Source organism: Streptomyces sp. NBC_00820 (assembly GCF_036347055.1).
GTDB lineage: Bacteria > Actinomycetota > Actinomycetes > Streptomycetales > Streptomycetaceae > Streptomyces.
Genome location: NZ_CP108882.1, coordinates 4057070 through 4074877, shown reverse-complemented (window position 1 = coordinate 4074877; position 17808 = coordinate 4057070). Strand labels below are relative to the sequence as shown.

At 72.0% G+C, this 17808-nt stretch carries 21 protein-coding genes and 1 tRNA gene; 4 read left to right on the top strand and 18 right to left on the bottom strand.

The genetic code is table 11. The features are described 5' to 3' along the window. Positions 1-72 precede the first annotated feature (72 nt). The 3 genes from OIB37_RS18470 to OIB37_RS18460 all read right to left on the bottom strand — a co-directional run bounded on the left by OIB37_RS18470 (position 73) and on the right by OIB37_RS18460 (position 4036). Complete coding sequence (locus OIB37_RS18470) at positions 73-894, bottom strand: YceI family protein (protein ID WP_330458702.1); 822 nt, start codon at positions 892-894, stop codon at positions 73-75. A gap of 90 nt (positions 895-984) precedes the next feature. Next, positions 985-3528 carry an MFS transporter gene (locus OIB37_RS18465; protein ID WP_330458701.1) on the bottom strand — a complete coding sequence of 848 codons (2544 nt, stop codon included), beginning with the start codon at positions 3526-3528 and terminating at the stop codon, positions 985-987. A 13-nt stretch (positions 3529-3541) separates the two neighbouring features. Next, positions 3542-4036: a MarR family winged helix-turn-helix transcriptional regulator gene (locus tag OIB37_RS18460; RefSeq protein ID WP_330458700.1), complete on the bottom strand. Its 495-nt coding sequence runs from the start codon at positions 4034-4036 to the stop codon at positions 3542-3544. A 204-nt stretch (positions 4037-4240) separates the two neighbouring features. On the opposite strand from OIB37_RS18460, the gene OIB37_RS18455 reads away from it, so the two are divergent. Then, positions 4241-4438: a hypothetical protein gene (locus tag OIB37_RS18455; RefSeq protein ID WP_330458699.1), complete on the top strand. Its 198-nt coding sequence runs from the start codon at positions 4241-4243 to the stop codon at positions 4436-4438. A 345-nt stretch (positions 4439-4783) separates the two neighbouring features. Here the strand turns inward: OIB37_RS18455 and OIB37_RS18450 are convergent, their stop codons facing one another. The 7 genes from OIB37_RS18450 to OIB37_RS18420 form a co-directional block, all read right to left on the bottom strand. Then, positions 4784-5719: an RNA polymerase sigma factor SigF gene (locus OIB37_RS18450; RefSeq protein ID WP_330458698.1), complete on the bottom strand. Its 936-nt coding sequence runs from the start codon at positions 5717-5719 to the stop codon at positions 4784-4786. Between the two features lie 313 nt (positions 5720-6032). Continuing rightward, positions 6033-6917, bottom strand: a complete 885-nt coding sequence (locus OIB37_RS18445; protein WP_330461886.1) for an RNA polymerase sigma factor SigF — start codon at positions 6915-6917, stop codon at positions 6033-6035. A 192-nt stretch (positions 6918-7109) separates the two neighbouring features. Further along, a complete protein-coding gene (locus OIB37_RS18440) occupies positions 7110-7403 on the bottom strand; it encodes a Dabb family protein (protein ID WP_330458697.1) in 294 nt (97 codons plus the stop codon). A 5-nt stretch (positions 7404-7408) separates the two neighbouring features. Beyond that, entirely contained in the window at positions 7409-7588 is a 180-nt protein-coding gene (locus OIB37_RS18435; protein ID WP_330458696.1) for a hypothetical protein, read from the bottom strand. A 175-nt stretch (positions 7589-7763) separates the two neighbouring features. Next, a tRNA-Ser gene (locus tag OIB37_RS18430) sits at positions 7764-7848 on the bottom strand. A 44-nt stretch (positions 7849-7892) separates the two neighbouring features. Beyond that, a complete protein-coding gene (tadA, locus tag OIB37_RS18425) occupies positions 7893-8324 on the bottom strand; it encodes a tRNA adenosine(34) deaminase TadA (protein ID WP_330461885.1) in 432 nt (143 codons plus the stop codon). A 59-nt stretch (positions 8325-8383) separates the two neighbouring features. Then, positions 8384-8923, bottom strand: coding sequence for a tRNA adenosine deaminase-associated protein (locus OIB37_RS18420; protein ID WP_330458695.1), 540 nt, complete (start codon positions 8921-8923; stop codon positions 8384-8386). A gap of 710 nt (positions 8924-9633) precedes the next feature. On the opposite strand from OIB37_RS18420, the gene upp reads away from it, so the two are divergent. Then, positions 9634-10269: a uracil phosphoribosyltransferase gene (upp, locus tag OIB37_RS18415; RefSeq protein WP_330458694.1), complete on the top strand. Its 636-nt coding sequence runs from the start codon at positions 9634-9636 to the stop codon at positions 10267-10269. A 165-nt stretch (positions 10270-10434) separates the two neighbouring features. Here upp and OIB37_RS18410 read toward each other — a convergent pair whose 3' ends face one another. The 8 genes from OIB37_RS18410 to OIB37_RS18375 all read right to left on the bottom strand — a co-directional run bounded on the left by OIB37_RS18410 (position 10435) and on the right by OIB37_RS18375 (position 14803). Further along, positions 10435-11052, bottom strand: a complete 618-nt coding sequence (locus OIB37_RS18410) for a LytR C-terminal domain-containing protein (protein ID WP_330461884.1) — start codon at positions 11050-11052, stop codon at positions 10435-10437. 121 nt (positions 11053-11173) lie between these two features. Continuing rightward, on the bottom strand, positions 11174-11470 hold the full coding sequence (locus OIB37_RS18405; RefSeq protein ID WP_003986294.1) for a type II toxin-antitoxin system VapB family antitoxin: 297 nt from the start codon (positions 11468-11470) through the stop codon (positions 11174-11176). Positions 11471-11641: 171 nt separating this feature from the next. Then, entirely contained in the window at positions 11642-11821 is a 180-nt protein-coding gene (locus OIB37_RS18400) for a YegP family protein (RefSeq protein ID WP_330458693.1), read from the bottom strand. Between the two features lie 202 nt (positions 11822-12023). After that, entirely contained in the window at positions 12024-12146 is a 123-nt protein-coding gene (locus tag OIB37_RS18395) for a hypothetical protein (protein ID WP_330458692.1), read from the bottom strand. 61 nt (positions 12147-12207) lie between these two features. Further along, positions 12208-12540: a hypothetical protein gene (locus OIB37_RS18390; RefSeq protein ID WP_330458691.1), complete on the bottom strand. Its 333-nt coding sequence runs from the start codon at positions 12538-12540 to the stop codon at positions 12208-12210. 94 nt (positions 12541-12634) lie between these two features. Further along, positions 12635-13309 carry an HdeD family acid-resistance protein gene (locus tag OIB37_RS18385; RefSeq protein ID WP_330458690.1) on the bottom strand — a complete coding sequence of 225 codons (675 nt, stop codon included), beginning with the start codon at positions 13307-13309 and terminating at the stop codon, positions 12635-12637. A 147-nt stretch (positions 13310-13456) separates the two neighbouring features. Then, positions 13457-14050: an HhH-GPD-type base excision DNA repair protein gene (locus tag OIB37_RS18380; RefSeq protein ID WP_330458689.1), complete on the bottom strand. Its 594-nt coding sequence runs from the start codon at positions 14048-14050 to the stop codon at positions 13457-13459. Between the two features lie 24 nt (positions 14051-14074). Beyond that, positions 14075-14803 (bottom strand): siderophore-interacting protein, encoded by a 729-nt coding sequence (locus OIB37_RS18375; RefSeq protein ID WP_330458688.1) that lies wholly within the window; start codon positions 14801-14803, stop codon positions 14075-14077. 76 nt (positions 14804-14879) lie between these two features. On the opposite strand from OIB37_RS18375, the gene OIB37_RS18370 reads away from it, so the two are divergent. Continuing rightward, positions 14880-17060 carry a penicillin acylase family protein gene (locus OIB37_RS18370; RefSeq protein ID WP_330458687.1) on the top strand — a complete coding sequence of 727 codons (2181 nt, stop codon included), beginning with the start codon at positions 14880-14882 and terminating at the stop codon, positions 17058-17060. After that, on the top strand, positions 17053-17676 hold the full coding sequence (locus OIB37_RS18365) for a GNAT family N-acetyltransferase (RefSeq protein WP_330458686.1): 624 nt from the start codon (positions 17053-17055) through the stop codon (positions 17674-17676). The genes OIB37_RS18370 and OIB37_RS18365 overlap by 8 nt, the downstream gene beginning before the upstream one ends. The last annotated feature ends 132 nt before the right edge of the window (positions 17677-17808 follow it).

The window sequence follows — 17808 nt, the reverse complement described above, 5'->3', positions numbered from 1 at the left end:
TGCGGCCCGGTCCGCCTGATCCCGCTGTGCGCAGGACCAGGACGTCACCTCTCGGCGGGCGGCCCCGCCGGTTCAGGCGGCGGGCAGGGCGTCGCCCTGGACCGCCTGGATGTCCAGCTCGACCTTGAGGGTCGTGCCGATGGCGGCGATGCCGGCCTGGAGGATCTGGTTGTAGTTCATCGCGAAGTCCTCGCGGTGCAGTTCGGCCGTGGCGCGGAAGGCGGCCCGGGTGCCGCCCCACGGGTCGGCGCCGGTGCCGAGGTAGGCCAGGTCCAGGTCGACCGGACGGACGACGCCGTGCATCGACAGCTCGCCGTGCACGGTCCACCGGTCAGGGCCGGCCTGGGTCAGCTCGCCGCCCGTGTAGGTGATCTCCGGGTGCCGCTCGACGTCCAGGAAGTCGGCGGACCGCAGGTGCGTGTCGCGCATCGCGTTGCCGGTGTCGATGGTCGCGGCCCGGATCACCGCCTCCACGCGGGACTTGGTGAGGTCACCTGGCGCGATCTCGATCGTCCCGCCGAACTCCGTGAACCGTCCGCGCACGCTGGAGATGCCCAGGTGCTGGGCGACGGCGCCGACGGAGGAGTGGGCCGGGTCGATGGTCCACGGGCCGGGCGGCGGCAGCTCGGTGCCGCCCTGCCGGGCCAGCGTGACCGTGCCGACCTCGGCACGCCCGCTCGCGGTGACGATCGCGCTGGAGGCGGCGGGCGCGTACCCCACGGCGGTCACGATCACCGTGTAGGCGCCCGGCGCCAGAGCGGTGGTGTCCCGCACGGCCCCCTCGGGGTCGGCCTCGGCCCGCAGCACCTGCCTGCCGGTCGAGTCGGTCACCGTGACGACCGCGTGCGACACGGCCCATCCGTCCCGGGTGCGGATTCTCGCGGTCAGTCCCATCCCGTTTCTCCCTGTAAAAGCCTAAAAATTGGTCGCAAAGAGTCCGGCCCGTGGCGCGCGCCTTCACGCGCGCCACGGGCCGGGGGTGAACTACTCGCCGGGGTGGGCGAGTTCGATGTCGTGGCCGTCGACTCCGGGGCCGGAGACGGTCAGCGCGGTGGCCACCGGCGGGTAGCCCGTGGCGATGACGGTGTACTCGCCGCCGTCCAGGTCGGTGAAGGCGTACGCCCCGTCCGAACCGGTGGTGGCCGTGCCGGTCACGTTGCCCGCCTGGTCCACCAGGGTCACCCGGGCGTCGGCCAGCGGGCCGTGCGGGGCCCGTACGACGCCCTGGAGCCGGGCGCCGGCGTCCAGGTCGGCCTCGACCCGGGTGATCCCGGCGGCCGCGACCTCGACCGGCAGCGCGCGCGGCCGGAAGCCGCTCGCGTTGACCGCGACGGTCACCATGCCCGGCACCAGGTCGGCGAAGCCGAACTCGCCCTGCTCACCGGTGGAGGCGGTGGCCAGCAGGTCCCCGCGCACATCGGTGACGATCACCATCGCGCCCTTGACCGGCAGCGCGCTCCCGGCCGCCCGGACCACACCGGTCAGCCCGCTGGTCCCGCTGAGCAGGATGTCGTACGACAGCGGGCCGTCCTGCACGACGATCGTGGACGCCTGCGGCTGGTGGCCGTCGGCGGCGGCGATCAGGACGTACGAGCCCGTGCCCGGCGCGTCGACCGCGTAGGAGCCGTCGGCCCGGGTGACCGCGCGGCCCAGCTGGCGGCCGGAGAGCGAGATCAGGGTGACCGCGGCCTGCGCGACCGGGGCACCCTCCGCGCCGCGGACGAAGCCGTGGACGGGGACGCCGGCGGAGCCGGGCTGCTCGAAGGTGTCCGTGGCCGCGAGGGCGACGGGCTGTGCGGCGGGAGCCGCCCCGGTGCCCTCCTCGGTGCTCGCCACGGCCATGGCCGGGACCGGAACCTGCTCGGGGGCGGGCGCGGCGGCCTCGGCGGCCGCGAGCGTCTGGGCGGCGGCCGCGACCGTCTCGGCGGCCTGCGGCTCGGTGGTGTCCTGCGCCGGAGCGCTCTTGGCCCGCAGGGGGACCTCCTTGATGAACAGCGTGATCAGGAAGGCGGCCGCCGCCAGGCAGCCCGCGATCAGGAACACGTCGCCGATGCCGTGGCCGTACGCGCTCTCCATGACCGTGCGCAGCGGAGCGGGGAGCTTGTCCATGTCCGGGATCTCACCGGAGGAGTTCGAACCGGCCAGGGCGGCGGCGTACTTCGGGTCCAGGGCGGCCAGGCCGTCCTTGACGTAGTCGGTGATCTTGTGGGACATCACCGCGCCCAGCGCGGAGACGCCGATCGCGCCGCCGAGGGAGCGGAAGAAGACGACCGTGGAGCTGGCCGAGCCGAGGTCGGCGGCCGACACCTGGTTCTGCGTGCTGAGCACCAGGTTCTGCATCATCATGCCGAGGCCGATGCCCACCAGCACCATGAAGACGGCCATCTTCCAGTACGTGGTGTCGTACCGGAGCGTGCCGAGCAGGCCCAGGCCCGCCGCCGTCAGCACGCCACCGCTGACCAGCCACGCCTTCCAGCGTCCGGTGCGGGTGATGAGCTGGCCGGAGACGGTGGAGGAGACGAACAGACCGGCGATCATCGGGATGGTCAGGACACCCGACATCGTGGGGGACTCGTCGCGCGCCAGCTGGAAGTACTGGCTGAAGAAGACCGTGCCGCTGAACATCGCGACACCGACGAACAGCGAAGCGAGCGAGGCGAGCGTGATGGTGCGGTTGCGGAACAGGCGCAGCGGCATGATCGGCTCGCTCGCGCGGGACTCGATCAGGACGAAGAGCAGACCGAGCACGATCGACCCGCTGACCATCGCGTACGTCTGCCACGACAGCCAGTCGTACTTGTCACCCGCGAAGGTCACCCAGACCATCAGCAGCGAGACGGCGGCGGTGATGAAGAGGGCGCCGGCCCAGTCGACCTTGACCTGTCGCTTCACGACGGGCAGGTGCAGGGTCTTCTGCAGCACGATCAGCGCGATGACCGCGAAGGGCACGCCGACGTAGAAGCACCAGCGCCAGCCCAGCCAGGACGTGTCGGTGATGACACCGCCGATCAGCGGACCGCCGACGGTGGCCACGGCCCACGTGGCGCCGAGGTAGCCGGAGTAACGGCCGCGCTCGCGCGGGGAGATCATGGCGGCCATGATGATCTGCGCCAGGGCGGTCAGACCGCCGACGCCGATGCCCTGGACCACGCGGCAGGCGATCAGCATGGCGGGGTTCTGCGACAGGCCGGCGATCACCGAGCCCAGGACGTAGATGACCAGGGCTATCTGGACGAGCGCCTTCTTGCTGTAGAGGTCGGCGAGCTTGCCCCACAGCGGGGTGGACGCGGTCATCGACAGCAGGGCGGAGGTGACCACCCAGGTGTAGGCGGACTGGCCGCCGCCCAGGTCGCCGATGACCTTCGGCAGGGCGTTGGAGACGATGGTGCCGGACAGAACGGCCACGAACATGCCGAGCAGCAGGCCGGAGAGCGCCTCCATGATCTGCTTGTGCGTCATGGGGGCCTGGTCGGGGCCTCCCCCGTGCTTGGCGTGAGCCCGCACACCGGCTGGTGTGGTTGTTGCCATGGGCTTCCTTTTCTTACGTGCTTGCGGGTGTACGGGTGGTCTCGTCGACTACGGGTGCGGACGGCCGCGACGGGGTGGAGCGACAGTCGCCGAAGGATGCGCGCAGGCGCGTCATCAGCCGGGTGAGCTGGGCGAGGTCCTCGTCGTTCCAGTCGGCCAGCCGTTCGGCGAGCAGCCGGGTGGTCCGCCGGGACAGCTCGTCGAGCTGCTCCAGGCCCGCGGGTGTCAGGTGCAGGATGCGCGAGCGCTTGTCCGCCGGGTCCGGTGACCGTTCGATCCAGCCGCGTACGGCGACGTGCGCGACATGCCGGCTGGTGACCGACATGTCCACGGCGAGCAGCTCGGCGAGTCTGCTCATGCGCATGTCGCCGTGGCGGCCGAGCAGGGTCAGCACGGTGGCCGACCCGGCCGGGCAGTCGGGCGGCAGGATGCGCCCCATGTCCCGTTTCACGGCGCCGACGGCGGTGAGCTGTCGCGCCAGCTCCTCGAACTGCGCCTGCTCGGCCATGGCACCTCCGTAATTGTTGCTTGAGGCAACCGTAAGGGTGCTTGGTTGCCGCAGGCAAATAATGAGGTGGATGGCGGCGCAAAAACTTGGCAAAGGCAAGTATTGTAAAAGTAAATATGCAGGTGGGCGCGGGTGACGTGCCCTCTTCTGTCCCGGTGGCCCCGCACTTGGGCCGCACCCCGGGATTCGCTAGTGTCTCGGCCCATGGCTAACACCCAGGGCCCTCAGGGCAATTACGACCCGGCAGGCAGCACCCAGATGTTCCGTGCCTTCGTCGACGAGGCTCCGCCGGTACAACAGCAGCAGCAGGCCGCCTCGTCCGGTCCCCGCGTCGGCCTGATCGTCGGCATCGTCGTCGCCGTGGCCGTCGTCGCCGCGGTGGCCTGGCTCGCGTTCAAGTAGCACCCTCGCGCGTCAGCGGCACCGGAGTCGCCGAGGGCGGTGGTCGCCCCCGGCGAATTTCCCGTGCCGTCACGCGAGTTGCCGCACGCGGCAGCCGCCGGCACCGCCAGGACGGCACCTCGGCGCCCCTGTGCCCGCGCTGTGACGGGCGTGGGTCAGGAGCGGCGCGCGAGGGCGCCATAGCCGTGCAGGGCGCCGTACACAGCGCCGTGCAGGGCGCCGTACGAGGCGCGGTACGAGTCGTCGGCCGACGGGCGCCGTACGGACCGCCGTGCGATGCGCCGAGCGCCGTGGACCGGCGCCGTGGCCGGCGCGGGGCCACGGCGCTTCGCCGTCGGCGGGGCCTCAGTCCGAGATGAGCCCGTCCCGCAGCTGCGCCAGTGTGCGCGTGAGCAGCCGGGAGACGTGCATCTGGGAGATGCCGACCTCCTCGCCGATCTGCGACTGGGTCATGTTCGCGAAGAAGCGAAGCATGATGATCCGGCGCTCCCGCGGCGGAAGCTTGGCCAGCAGCGGCTTGAGGGACTCGCGGTACTCCACACCCTCCAGCGCGGTGTCCTCGTAGCCGAGGCGGTCCGCCAGCGAGCCCTCGCCGCCGTCGTCCTCGGGTGCCGGGGAGTCGAGCGAGGAGGCGGTGTAGGCGTTGCCGACCGCGAGGCCGTCGACCACGTCCTCCTCGGAGACGCCGAGGGCCGCGGCCAGCTCCGTCACCGTCGGCGAGCGGTCCAGCTTCTGGGAGAGCTCGTCGCTGGCCTTCGTCAGGGCCAGGCGCAGCTCCTGGAGCCGGCGCGGCACGCGCACCGACCACGAGGTGTCGCGGAAGAAGCGCTTGATCTCGCCCACGACCGTCGGCATCGCGAACGTCGGGAACTCCACGCCCCGTTCGCAGTCGAAGCGGTCGATCGCCTTGATCAGGCCGATGGTGCCGACCTGGACGATGTCCTCCATCGGCTCGTTGCGGGAGCGGAAGCGGGCCGCCGCGTAGCGCACGAGCGGAAGGTTCAGCTCGATCAGGGTGTCGCGGACGTAGGCGTGCTCGGGGCTGTGTTCGTCCAGTGCGGCGAGCCGCAGGAACAGGGAGCGGGACAGGGTTCGGGTGTCGATGTCCCCCGTGGCCGGCAGTGCCGGTTCGGCGGCCGGGGCCGCTCCCGCCGGGGCGGGGACGGCGTCGAGAGGCGTGACGCCCTCGATGCCGTCGAGGACGTCGAGAACGTCAAGCTTCTTGGGCGCTGCCTCGCTCGTGGGCGTGAGTACCTTCGAGCTGCCCTGGTCTGCGGACATGCCACCCCCTTTGGGTCGCGGGACGGTCGCGGTGCGCTGCCTTTTCCGGGCAGCGCGGCCTTCACCTGAATACCGGAGCCGGAGCCACGGCAAACGCGCTTCCCGCAGAATGTCACATGTCGGCAACGCGCTGTAGTGACATGTCGACAAGCAAGATGCGAATCGGCCCTGGAAACAGGGGGTCTGACGGCTTTTCAGCGCAGAACAGCCGGGAACGGCGCCGGTGCACGATTCGCTCTCGACGGTGACCGTTCGATCCCGCTTGCGAACCGGTGTGAGCTGCTGTGTTGCGCTCCGTGCTCCCGTGCGCCGGTCATGCCTCGATGCGATTGGCGGAGCGCAGCCGCTGGAAGCTGCGCGCGAGGAGCCGCGAGACGTGCATCTGGGACACCCCGAGTTCCGCGCTGATCTGCGACTGGGTGAGATTGCTGTAGTAGCGCAGCAGCAGGATCCGCTGCTCCCGTTCGGGGAGTTGGACCAGGAGGTGGCGGACCAGGTCGCGGTGTTCCACGCCGTCCAGGGCCGGGTCCTCGTAGCCGATCCGGTCCAGCAGGCCCGGCAGCCCGTCGCCCTCCTGCGCGGCCTCCAGCGAGGTGGCGTGGTACGACCGTCCCGCCTCGATGCAGGACAGCACCTCCTCCTCGCTGATCCTGAGGCGCTCGGCGATCTCGGCGGTGGACGGTGAGCGTCCGAAGGCGGTCGTCAGGTCCTCGGTCGCGCTGTTGACCTGCACCCACAGCTCGTGCAGCCGGCGCGGCACGTGGACGGTGCGGACGTTGTCCCGGAAGTAGCGCTTGATCTCGCCGACCACGGTCGGCATCGCGAAGGTCGGGAACTGCACGCCCCGCTCCGGGTCGAACCGGTCGATGGCGTTGATCAGGCCGATGGTGCCGACCTGGACCACGTCCTCCATCGGCTCGTTGCGGGAGCGGAAGCGGGCCGCGGCGTAGCGCACGAGCGGGAGGTTGGCCTCGATGAGCGCCCCCCGTACCCGGTTGTGCTCCGGCGTGCCCGGCGTGAGGTCCTTGAGCTGGCCGAAGAGCACCTGGGTCAGCGCGCGGGTGTCGGCGCCACGGCGTTTCTCGGGGGCGGTGACGGGGGCGGGGGACGGGTCGGGAGAGGGGGCGGGAGACGGGGGAACGGGGGCGGGGGCGGAGGCCTCCGCCTGGGGCGGCGCAGTACTGGCCGACACGGTCAACGCCACCTCTTCATCGGTCAATCATCCGTCAAAAGCGGTCATAGCATCACAAGACATGTGCACTGTGTGCAAGCACCCCATAACGCCGTGTTGTGGCCTGGCGGCGCCAAGTTGGGTCGCCGGACGCGCGAAAGCCCCCCGCCGTAACGGCGGAGGGCCTGGGTTCGGTGGGCGGCCGTGAAGGGCGGCGGCTCAGAATTCGTAGTCGGCGATCACCCACGTGGCGAACTCGCGCCACAGGGTCACGCCCGCCTGGTGGGCCGGGTGCTCGAGGTAGCGCACCAGCGCGTCCTTGTCCTCGACGGCCGAGTTGATCGCGAAGTCGTAGGCGATCGGCCGGTCGGTGACGTTCCAGCCGCACTCCCAGAAGCGCAGCTCCCCGATCTGGCCGCCGAGCGCCCGGAAGGCCGCCACGCCCGCCACGACCCGCGGATCGTCGCGGTCGACGCCCTCGTTGAGCTTGAACAGGACCAGGTGGCGGATCATGGGGGTCAGCCCTTTCCTCCGTTGGCGGCCCAGGTCATGAAGTCGCCTATGGCCTTGGCCGCGTCCGATATGCCCTCGAAGCCTATCTGGACGTAGTCCGCCGCCTTCGCCGGGTCCGTGATGATGACGTACAGCGCGAACACCACGAGCGCGTACATGGCGATCTTCTTGGCGTTCACCGCCACCGCGGCCTCCCCTGTCCCTGTGCCCCGTGGGCCCCCTGCTGCCGGCGGCGAGTGTAACCGTCACGCGTTCCGAGGGGATCAACGGCCCGCCCGCCAAGGGCTCTTGCTTTCCGCCGCGCCGCGCCGTGAAACACATGCACGAAGGGCCCCGTCTCGCGACGGGGCCCTTCTTCGGCGGTAGCGGAGGGATTTGAACCCTCGGTGACTTGCGCCACACTCGCTTTCGAGGCGAGCTCCTTCGGCCGCTCGGACACGCTACCGAGGGAGACCTTACAGCAAGGTGGGGCATGGTCTGAAATCGGATTCAGCGGTCCCGGAAAAACTCCGTGAGCTGCCGGGCGCAGTCCCCGGCCAGCACGCCCTCGACGACCTCGGGACGGTGGTTGAGCCGGCGGTCGCGTACGACGTCCCACAGGGAGCCGGCCGCGCCGGCCTTGTCGTCGCGGGCGCCGTAGACCACCCGGTCCACCCGGGACTGCACGAGCGCGCCCGCGCACATCGTGCAGGGCTCCAGGGTGACCACGAGTGTGCAGCCGGTCAGCCGCCACTCCCCGAGGGCCTGGGCGGCCCGGCGCAGCGCGAGGACCTCCGCGTGCGCCGTGGGGTCACCGGTGGCCTCGCGCTCGTTGTGCCCGGTCGCGAGCACCGTCGTCCCGTCCGGTGACAGGACGACGGCCCCGACGGGTACGTCGCCGCCCCGGACGGCCTGTTCCGCCTCGGCCAGGGCGAGCCGCATCGCGGTCCGCCAGGGGTCGCGCACCGGGTCCGGCGCGCCGTGCGGGTTCTGTGGTGCGGTCAGCGGACGGTCTCCAGGACCTCCGAGGCGCCCAGGGCCTCGGCGATCGCACCGAGGGCGTCCTCGGCGTCCAGGGTGCGCAGCTCCTTCTGGCCGATCCCCAGGTCGTCGAGGATCTCGCTGTCGCCCACCGGGCTGTGCGGCACGGCGTCGGCGGACGGGCCGTCCTCGTCGTCCTCGTCCTCGTCCTCGGACTCACCGTCCTCCGTGCCGTCGAGGTCCAAGGAGTCCAGATCGGTGCCGTCGTCGGCGTCCGGGTCCCGGCCCAGCAGCTCGTCGGTGAGCAGCAGCTCACCGTAGGCGCTGCGGGCCGCGGCGGCCGCGTCCGAGACGTAGATGCGGGGGTCGTCCTCGCCGTCCAGGCGGACGACGCCGAACCAGGCGTCCTCCTGCTCGATCAGGACGAGCACCGTGTCCTCTTCGGGAGAGGCTTCCCGGGCGAGGTCGGCCAGATCCGACAGGGTCTCCACATCGTCGAGCTCTGTGTCGCTCGCTTTCCACCCGTCTTCGGTGCGCGCGAGCAGTGCGGCGAAGTACACCGTGACTCTCCCACTGGTCAGAGGCGTGCCGGTTGGGGGTCCCCCCGGCGGAGGTCCTGGGCGGAGCGAAGGCTTGCGCTCCGAGCCCCGCCCACTCGGAATCGTGGCAGAAACAAGGCGTTCAGGGGACGTCTTCGGCACCCTGTGTCTGGCTGTTTCGATCGTGGATCCCTCTTCGACCCACCAGCGCTCTTGTTGCCACCACCTGCGGATCGTACGCGGCTTTCCAGACGCCGCCGCACGGCCACCTCCGCGACACCGAAGCGGGCTTCGATCTCCTCCTGCCGGGTTCTTCCCCGCGGTCCTTGCGTACAGGACCGTACGACGGCGGGGCCTGCCCGCGGAACGTACGCCCGCGCATGGCGTGGCGCGGCCGGGACGCCCCAGCGAGGCGGTCCGGACACGGCCGCGCGGCATCGGTCCCTGGCCGGGAGGGGCGCCGGGCGAGGAGCGGAAGAGAGCTGGGAGAGGGCCGGGAGGGGGTCGACACGGGGGCGACACGGGGGCGACACGGGGCGTGCCGGGCCGGGTGCGGGCGGCCTCCGGCCAGGTGGCGCCGGTGGTGGCTCCGGGGCCGTTCCTGGCCAGGTCAGGCAGGTCGGGCGGGCCGGGCACGGTCGTACCCGTCAGGTCCGCCCCTCCCGGTTTCCCTCGGACGGGCGGTTTGGTGCCAGAGCGAGCGGTGGCCGGGCGCGGTTACTGTTAGGGACATGCGTCTCCATGTCGTCGACCACCCTCTGGTCGCTCACAAGCTCACCACGCTGCGCGACCAGCGCACCGACTCCGCCACCTTCCGCCGTCTCGCCGACGAGCTGGTCACCCTGCTCGCCTACGAGGCCACCCGGGACGTGCGCACCGAGGCCGTCGACATCCAGACGCCGGTCGCCCGCACCACGGGTGTGAAGCTCGCCCGTCCGCGCCCGCTGGTGGTGCCGATCCTGCGCGCCGGCCTCGGCATGCTGGACGGCATGGTCCGGCTGCTGCCGACCGCCGAGGTGGGCTTCCTGGGCATGATCCGCAACGAGGAGACGCTGCAGGCCGAGACGTACGCCTCGCGCATGCCGGAGGACCTCTCGGGCCGCCAGGTGTACGTCCTGGACCCGATGCTGGCCACGGGCGGCACCCTGGTCGCGGCGATCCAGGAGCTGATCAAGCGGGGCGCCGACGACGTCACCGCCGTGGTCCTGCTCGCCTCCCCGGAGGGCGTCGAGGTCATGGAGCGCGAGCTGGCGGGGACGCCGGTGACGGTCGTGACGGCCGCCGTCGACGACCACCTCAACGAGAGCGGCTACATCGTCCCCGGCCTCGGCGACGCGGGCGACCGTCTGTACGGCGCGGCGGAGTAACACCGGCCGCGCGACGTCCCGGCCCGGTCCGGGCCGGGCTTCCGGCGGGACCATGGTTCCCGGCCGGCTTCCCGGCGGGACCGGGACTCCGGGCCGGAGCAGGACTTCCGGCCGGACCGGGGCCTGGCGGCCGCCGTCCGGCCCGCCGCGGCGATGGGCCCCGGCTCAGCAGCCCTTCTTCTTCGGCGCGTCGGCCGTCCGGTCGGGTGACGTCAGCTTGGCCACGGCCAGGTCGGCGGCCGCCCGCTGGGTGAGGCTCTTGTAGCCGTCACCGATGATCAGGTCGAGGTCACCGCCCTTGCGGGCGGCGTCGGTACGGCGCTCGGCGCCGGTGAGCTGGGCGGTCAGTACCGGCAGCGTGGTGTCGAGCGCGGCGGCGGGGCCGAGGAGCACTCCGGCGCCCTTGACCTTCTTGTCGAAGTCCTTGCTCGCGTTGCCCACGGCGCCGATCTTGAATCCGCGCTTCTTCAGCTCGTCCGCCGTCTGCTTGGCCAGCCCGGTGCGCGCGGTGGCGTTGTAGACGTTCACCGTGATCTCGCCCGGCCTGGGCGACACCCTGGTCTCGGCGGTGGCGGGATGCGCGGCGGTCCGGCAGTCCGCTCTGGTCGCCGCTGAGACACGCTTGTCGCCGCCCGTGAAGACGTCGATGAGCTGCAGCGTGCCCCAGCCGATCAGGCCCAGCACGGCTGCGGACGCCACGACGGCGAACACCAGCCTGCCGCGCCGCCGAGGAGGGCGCATCCGGGGGTACTTGTCCCCCGTGATCCGGTATTGGCCACCCATGCCGGGGGGAGTCAGCATGCTCATGGGCGCAGCGTAGTGTGCCGGGGCGGCGATGCCTATTAGATGATCAGTTGACGGCGCCCAGCGGAACCCGAAAGGGTCAAAGGCCGTGGCGTCGGGGTCAGCCGAGTTCGAGCACGCGTGCGTGCAGCACCTGGCGCTGCTGGAGGGCGGCGCGGACCGCGCGGTGCAGCCCGTCCTCCAGGTAGAGGTCGCCCTGCCACTTCACGACGTGCGCGAAGAGGTCGCCGTAGAACGTCGAGTCCTCGGCCAACAGCGTCTCCAGATCGAGCTGCTGCTTGGTGGTCACGAGCTGATCGAGGCGGACCGGGCGCGGCGCGACGTCCGCCCACTGCCGGGTGCTTTCCCGGCCGTGGTCGGGGTACGGCCGGCCGTTTCCGATGCGCTTGAAGATCACACGGAAAGCCTACCGGGCGAGGCGTTCCGGGCGCAGCCATGGCGGCGGAGTGCGCCGCTTGAAAAGATGCGACAAAGCTGGCATACGGGTGACTATCGGCGCGCCGGTGTCCCTCCGTCGAGGGGCGGGCGGCCTGTCGGCGCGCCGGCCGACAGGCCGTCAGGCCGCCGTCTACTCCTGGTCGATCACCGGAGCGGTGGGGGCGTTCCGCTTCACGGACTCGATGCCCTTCATGCAGGACTCTCTGCTCTCGTAGGCCTGGCTCGCCGCGATGATCTCGCCGTTGCCCGCCTTGAGGCGGAAGCGGTGTTTGTGATCCTTGTCCTCGTAGACCTCGAACTTGCCCGTCATGGCGAGTCACCTCTCGGATCTGCCCCCTGGGATGACGCTAAGCCGGGTGAGGTGTCCGCGCAGCTTGACGAAGTCCGGAGGGTGCGAGGGTCTTTCGGTGGCCGTCCGCGTTGTTCACGCTGTCCGCGCCGCCGTGGCGTCACGTTGTCCACAGGCTGTGGATCGCGGTCCGGCGGAGGCGAGGGCCGCCTCCGCCGGCACGTCAGTGGGCGGTCTTCTTCGGCTGCCGCGCCTGCGGCGACTCGCCGGCCGGTCGGGAGGGTGTGTTGCGCCTGGCCTCCGCGCGCAGCAGGGCGCGCAGGACCGCGTAGGGGTCGGTGGGCATGGCTGTGTTCCTCGTGTTCCTCGCGTCTGACTGACAGGGCCTTGCGGGAGCGAGGCGCGTGTCAGCAGCGCAGGACCACCGTGCGCAGCAGGGGGAGGGCGAACGGCGCCCCGGGCGCCCCGAACGCCCGGGGGCGCGGGTGCGCCGCGGTTCCGGCGGGCGCCTGGCCGGGCAGGGGCGTGGCGCGTTCGGGTGCGTCGGCCTGGTGGAGGGCGCGGGCGGGCGGTCGTACGAGCGTGTCGAGGGCGTCGTGCTCGGCGGGCTCGGCGGACGCGGTCAGCGCCGGCGCGGCCTGGGCCTGCGCGTGGGCGCCGGGAACGAGCAGGGCGAGCAGCAGCACGAGCAGCCGTAGCCACGCGCGGTGGCGCGGCGGGCGGGTTCGTGCGGTGCTCACCCTGGTCATCTCCCCGTGCGAGGCACGGTGTTCATCGTGCGGCGGTCAGATCCGCTCGCTCGGCGTACCTCGGAGGCCTCGCGGTTGACGCCGGTCATACCGTCTGCGGGATCTTCCGCGCCCGGCTGCGGATCTGGAGCGAGGTGACGATCTCGACGATGCCGACGGCGATCAGCCACCAGCCGGTGACCAGGGTCAGTACGGCCACCGACTCGAAGGGCGAGTCGATCAGCACGATGCCGGCGATGAAGGTGACGACCCCGAGGAAGATCTGCCAGCCCCGGCCGGGCATCGAGGAGTCGGAGACGGCGGCCATGGTCTGGGTGATCCCGCGGATCAGCCAGCCGATGCCGATCCACAGCGCGAGCAGCAGGATCGACTGCATGGGCCCGCGGAAGCAGAGCAGGCCCAGCAGGATGGACAGGCCGCCGCTGACGAAGGCCAGCACGCGCAGCGAGGTCTTCTTGTGCGTGCCGAACGCGGAGATCAGCTGGAAGACGCCGCTGACCACGAGGTAGACGCCGAACAGGATGCCGGCGACGAGCAGGGAGGGGCCTGGCCACACCAGCACCAGCACGCCCAGGATCAGCGAGGCGATGCCGGTGAGCAGGACGACCTGCCAGGCGGCTCGGGACAGGGCGTGCAGGGGGCCCTCGAAGGGCGGTTCGGGTTCGTGTTCGTGGACCCCGTGAGGGGCGTGGGGTGAGTGGACGCTGCGGTCGTCGGACTCGCGGTCCCAGGAGGGTCCGCCGCTGGGTGCCTCGGTCATGCTCCATGCTTGGACCGCCCGGGGCGCCCCCGCCACCCGGGAGGGGCCGGCCGACTGAGACGGGCCGACCGAGGCCGGCCGCCTTGACGGGTCCCTGGACGGCCGGAGGCGGCTACTTCCCGGCGGGCCCCGGCCGGTCGGAGGCGGTTACTTCCCGGCGGCCTTCGCCGCCTTGGCCGCCGCCTTCATCTCCTGCTTGTGCGCCCGCACCTTGACCAGCGACTCGGGGCCGGTGATGTCGGCGACGGACCGGTGGGACCCGGCCTCCCCGTACGCCCCGGCGGCCTCCCGCCAGCCCTTGGGCCGCACCCCCAGCTGCTTGCCGAGCAGCGCGAGGAAGATCTGCGCCTTCTGCTTGCCGAACCCGGGCAGCTCCTGCAGTCGCCTGAGCAGTTCGGGCCCGTCGGTGACGCCCCGCCACACCGCCTCGGCGTCCCCGTCGTAGTGCTCGACCAGGTACTGGCACAGCTGCTGGACTCGCTTGGCCATCGATCCCGGGTAGCGGTGCACGGCCGGCTTCTCGGAGAGCAGCGCGGCGAAGGCCTCCGGGTCGCGGGCGGCGATGTCGTGGGCGTCCAGGTCGTCGCCGCCCATCCGCCGGGCGATGGTCTCCGGACCCTTGAACGCCCACTCCATCGGGATCTGCTGGTCCAGCAGCATCCCGGTGAGCGCGGCGAGCGGACTGCGCCCCAGCAGCGCGTCGGCTTCGGGGTCCTGGGCGAGGTGCAGAGTGACGTCCATGGGTCGATGATCCCGCGCGCGGGCTCAGTCCGCCCGCCAGTACCCGAGGGCGTGCAGCCGCGTCCTCGGCACGCCCAGGTCCTTGCGGACGTACGACGCCAGGGCGCGGGTCGTCGCGGTGTCGCAGGCGATCCAGACGTACGGGTCCGCGGTGGCGGACAGCACGCCGGGCAGCTCGGCGCGTACCCGGGCGGCCAGATGGGCGCCCGCGTCCCGGCGGGGGACCTCGCGGATCTCGTGCCGGGCCGGGTCGGAGCGGCGGTGCAGGCCTTCCAGCGAGCCCTCGAACCACACGGTCGCCGGTGTCGTGTCCAGGGCGGTGAGAAGGGAGTTGAGCGCGGGCAGCGAGGCCGTGTCGGCTACGGCGATCAGGTGCGAGGGCGTCGGTTCGGGGTGCTGGAACCCGGTGCCCTGGACGGTCGCCTCGATGGTGTCGCCCGGCCGGGCCGTGCGGGCCCAGTCCGAGGCGTGGCCCTCGTGCAGGGCGAACTCCAGTCCGAAGGTGCCGGTTTCGGGGTCGGGGTCGACGAGTGTGTAGGCCCGCTGGTGCGGCCGGCCGTCGGCGTCGGAGAACCACAGCCGTACCCACATCGTGGGATGGACGCCGGTCGCGGCCAGCAGCCCGCCGTCGCTCATCCGCAGCCGCCGGTAGTGCGGGGTGACGTCCTCCGCCTCGGTGACCGTGCACACGAAGTCCTTCGCGCGCATCAGCTTGAGGACCGCCCCCTCCCAGCCCCGACGCACCTGTCCCATCCCGGTCCACCCCTCGCGTACGATTCCCCGGTTGCTAACTTAGGCAAGGCTAACCTAAAGCGAAGGGGTGTCCAGGGTGACCACCGAGACCTACCGAGACGCCTGGGGCATCCCCCACCTGCGTGCCTCCGGCGTCCGCGAACTCGCCCACGCACAGGGCCGGGTGACCGCTGTGGACCGTGCCTGGCAGATCGAGGTCGAACGCCACCGCGCGCAGGGCACCTCCGCGTCCTTCCTCGGCGCCGAGTCGCTGCCCTGGGACGTCTTCGCCCGCCGCGCCCGCCTCGACGACACCGCCAGGCGCTGCTTCGCCGCACTGGAGAAAAGCGACCCGGAGACCGCCGAATGGGTCCGGGCGTACGCCGACGGCGTCAACGCCGGCCTGCCCGAAGGGGCCGCCCGCGCACCCGAGTTCGCCCGCACCGGCCTCACCCCCGGCCCCTGGCGGCCCTGGACCCCGCTCGGCATCTGGCTCACCACCCACATCCTCTTCGCCGGCTTCCCCGCCAAGCTGTGGCGCGAGGAGGCGATACGGCACCTCGGCCCCGAGGCGGCCGGCCTCTTCGCCACCGACGGCCCCGGCACCGCCGGCAGCAACGGCTGGCTCCTCGCCGGCACCCGCACCACCACCGGGCAGCCCCTGCTCGCCGGCGACCCGCACCGCTTCATCGAGGACCCCGGCGTCTACCAGCAGATCCGCCTCTCCTGCCCCGAGTTCGACGTCATCGGCCTCGCCGTCCCCGGCGTCCCCGGCATCCCCCACTTCGGCCACACCGGCACCGCCGCCTGGTCCATCACCAACGCCATGGCCGACTACCAGGACCTCTACCGCGAACGCCTGCGGCGCACCGGCGCGGGCATCGAGGCCCTGGGGCCCGACGGACAGTGGCACGCCGTCCACCGGCACACGGAGACCGTGGAGGTGGCGGGGGAGGCGCCGGCCGAGATCGAGGTGGTGGAGACCGACCGCGGGCCGGTGATCGCCGGAGGCCCCGAGGGGCTGGAGGCGATGCCGGACACGGGCGCGCGGCCCCCCGCCGCCCTGTCCCTGCGCTACCCGCCCCGGGTGACGGACGACCTCGGCTTCAGCGCCCTCCTCCCCCTCCTCCGCTCCCGCACGGTCGCGGACATCGACAGGGCCTTCGACGTCTGGGCCGAACCGGTCAACGTCGTCCAGGCCGCCGACACCGAAGGCGGACTCCTGCACCGCGTCGCGGGCCGCGTCCCCCTGCGCGCCCGGGCCAACCGGGTCCGCCTGGTCCCCGCCTGGGAACCCGGCCACGCCTGGCAGGGCTGGCACGAGCCCGCGTACGCCCAACCGGACGACGGCGTGGCGGTGATGGCGAACCAGCGCGGCCTCGCCACGCCCCTGGGCGTGGAGTTCGCGCCGCCCCACCGCGCCGACCGCATCCGCGCCCTCCTCGAAGAGCGCCGCACCTGGTCCGCCGACGGCATGTCCGCGATCCACACCGACACCCATCTGGCCTCCGCCGCCCCCCTCCTGGACCACGTCGCCGCTCTCGACGGCCTCACCCCCGAGGCGGCCCGCCTCCGCGACCGCCTCCTGGCCTGGAACCGCCGCATGGACGCCGACAGCACCGACGCGGCGGCCTACGCGGCGGTGCGCACCGCGGTCGTACGGCACCTGGCCGCGCACCCGGCCTTCGAGCCCCTCACCGAACCCCCCGCCTACCCCGAGGTCCTGCTCCCCTGGCTCGCTCTCACCCCGCGCATCGGGTTCGCCCTGGAACACCTGCTGTCCGCCGAGGAGTTGTACGGCATCGACCGCGCCGAGGCGGTCCGGACGGCCCTGGAGGAGGTCGCCGCCGCACCCCCGGCCGGCGCCTGGTCAGACATCCACCGCCTCGCTCCCTGGCGTGCGCTGCCGCAGGAGCCGTACGACGGACCGGGCCTGGCAGGCGACCACGACTGCGTGCTGTGCACCTCCGCCGTCCCCGGCCTCACCGACCGGGCGGCCCGCGGCCCGGCCGCCCGCTACGTCTGGGACCTGGCCCGCCGCGAGGACAGCCGCTGGGTGGTCCCCTTCGGCGCGGACGGTGTCCCCGGCGAACCCCACCACCACGACCAACTCCCCTTGTGGCTCGGGGGAGAGCTGGCCGCCGTGGTCACCGACTGGACCCGGCTCACGCTGGAACGCGCGGATACGGCGGATACGGCGGCAGCAGAGGTGGCACAGGTGGCAGAGATGTCAGAGCAGGCAGAACAGGCAGAGAGGACTGAGGAGATCGATGTCTGACCGGTACGTCACCCCGACTCCCGTTCACGAACAGCACGTCGACGGCTACGGCACCGTCCGCATCCGGCCCCTCGACCCGGAGGCCGACGCGGCGGTGATCCACACCTGGGTGAGCGAGGAACGCGCCGCCTTCTGGGGCATGAACGGCCTCACCCCAGCCCAAGTCGCCGAGATCTACGCCCACATGGCCACCCTCGACACCCACCACGCCCACCTGGTCCTCAAGGACGGCGAACCGGTCGCGCTGCTCCAGACCTACGAGCCCGACGCCGACCGGGTCGGCGAGTGCTACGACGTCCGCCCCGGCGACATCGGCGTCCACCTCCTGCTCGCCCCCGCCGGACCGGCCGGCCACCGTCCCGGCTGGACCTCCGTGCTGCTGGCCGCGATGACGTCGTACGTCCTGCTGGTCCTGGACCGCCACCGGATCGTGGTCGACCCGGACGTGCGCAACACCAAGGCGATCGCCCGCTTCGCCCGCCAGGGCTTCGCCTCCGGTCCCGAGGTCGTCCTGCCCGAGATCGACCTGCCGGACGTCTTCCTCCCGGAGAAGCGCGCCCGACTGGCCTTCCTCACCCGGGAGAAGGCCTTCCCGGAGGACACCGGCACGGTTTGAGCACGGTGGCCGGTCCGTCCGTACGTATCAGGGGAGACGCAGGTCCTGGGACGGAAGGCGGGTGACGTGCGGGCCGAGGCACACGAAGCGAGGGACGGGCGCAAGGGGCAGGAGGGCCAGGAGGGGAAGCCA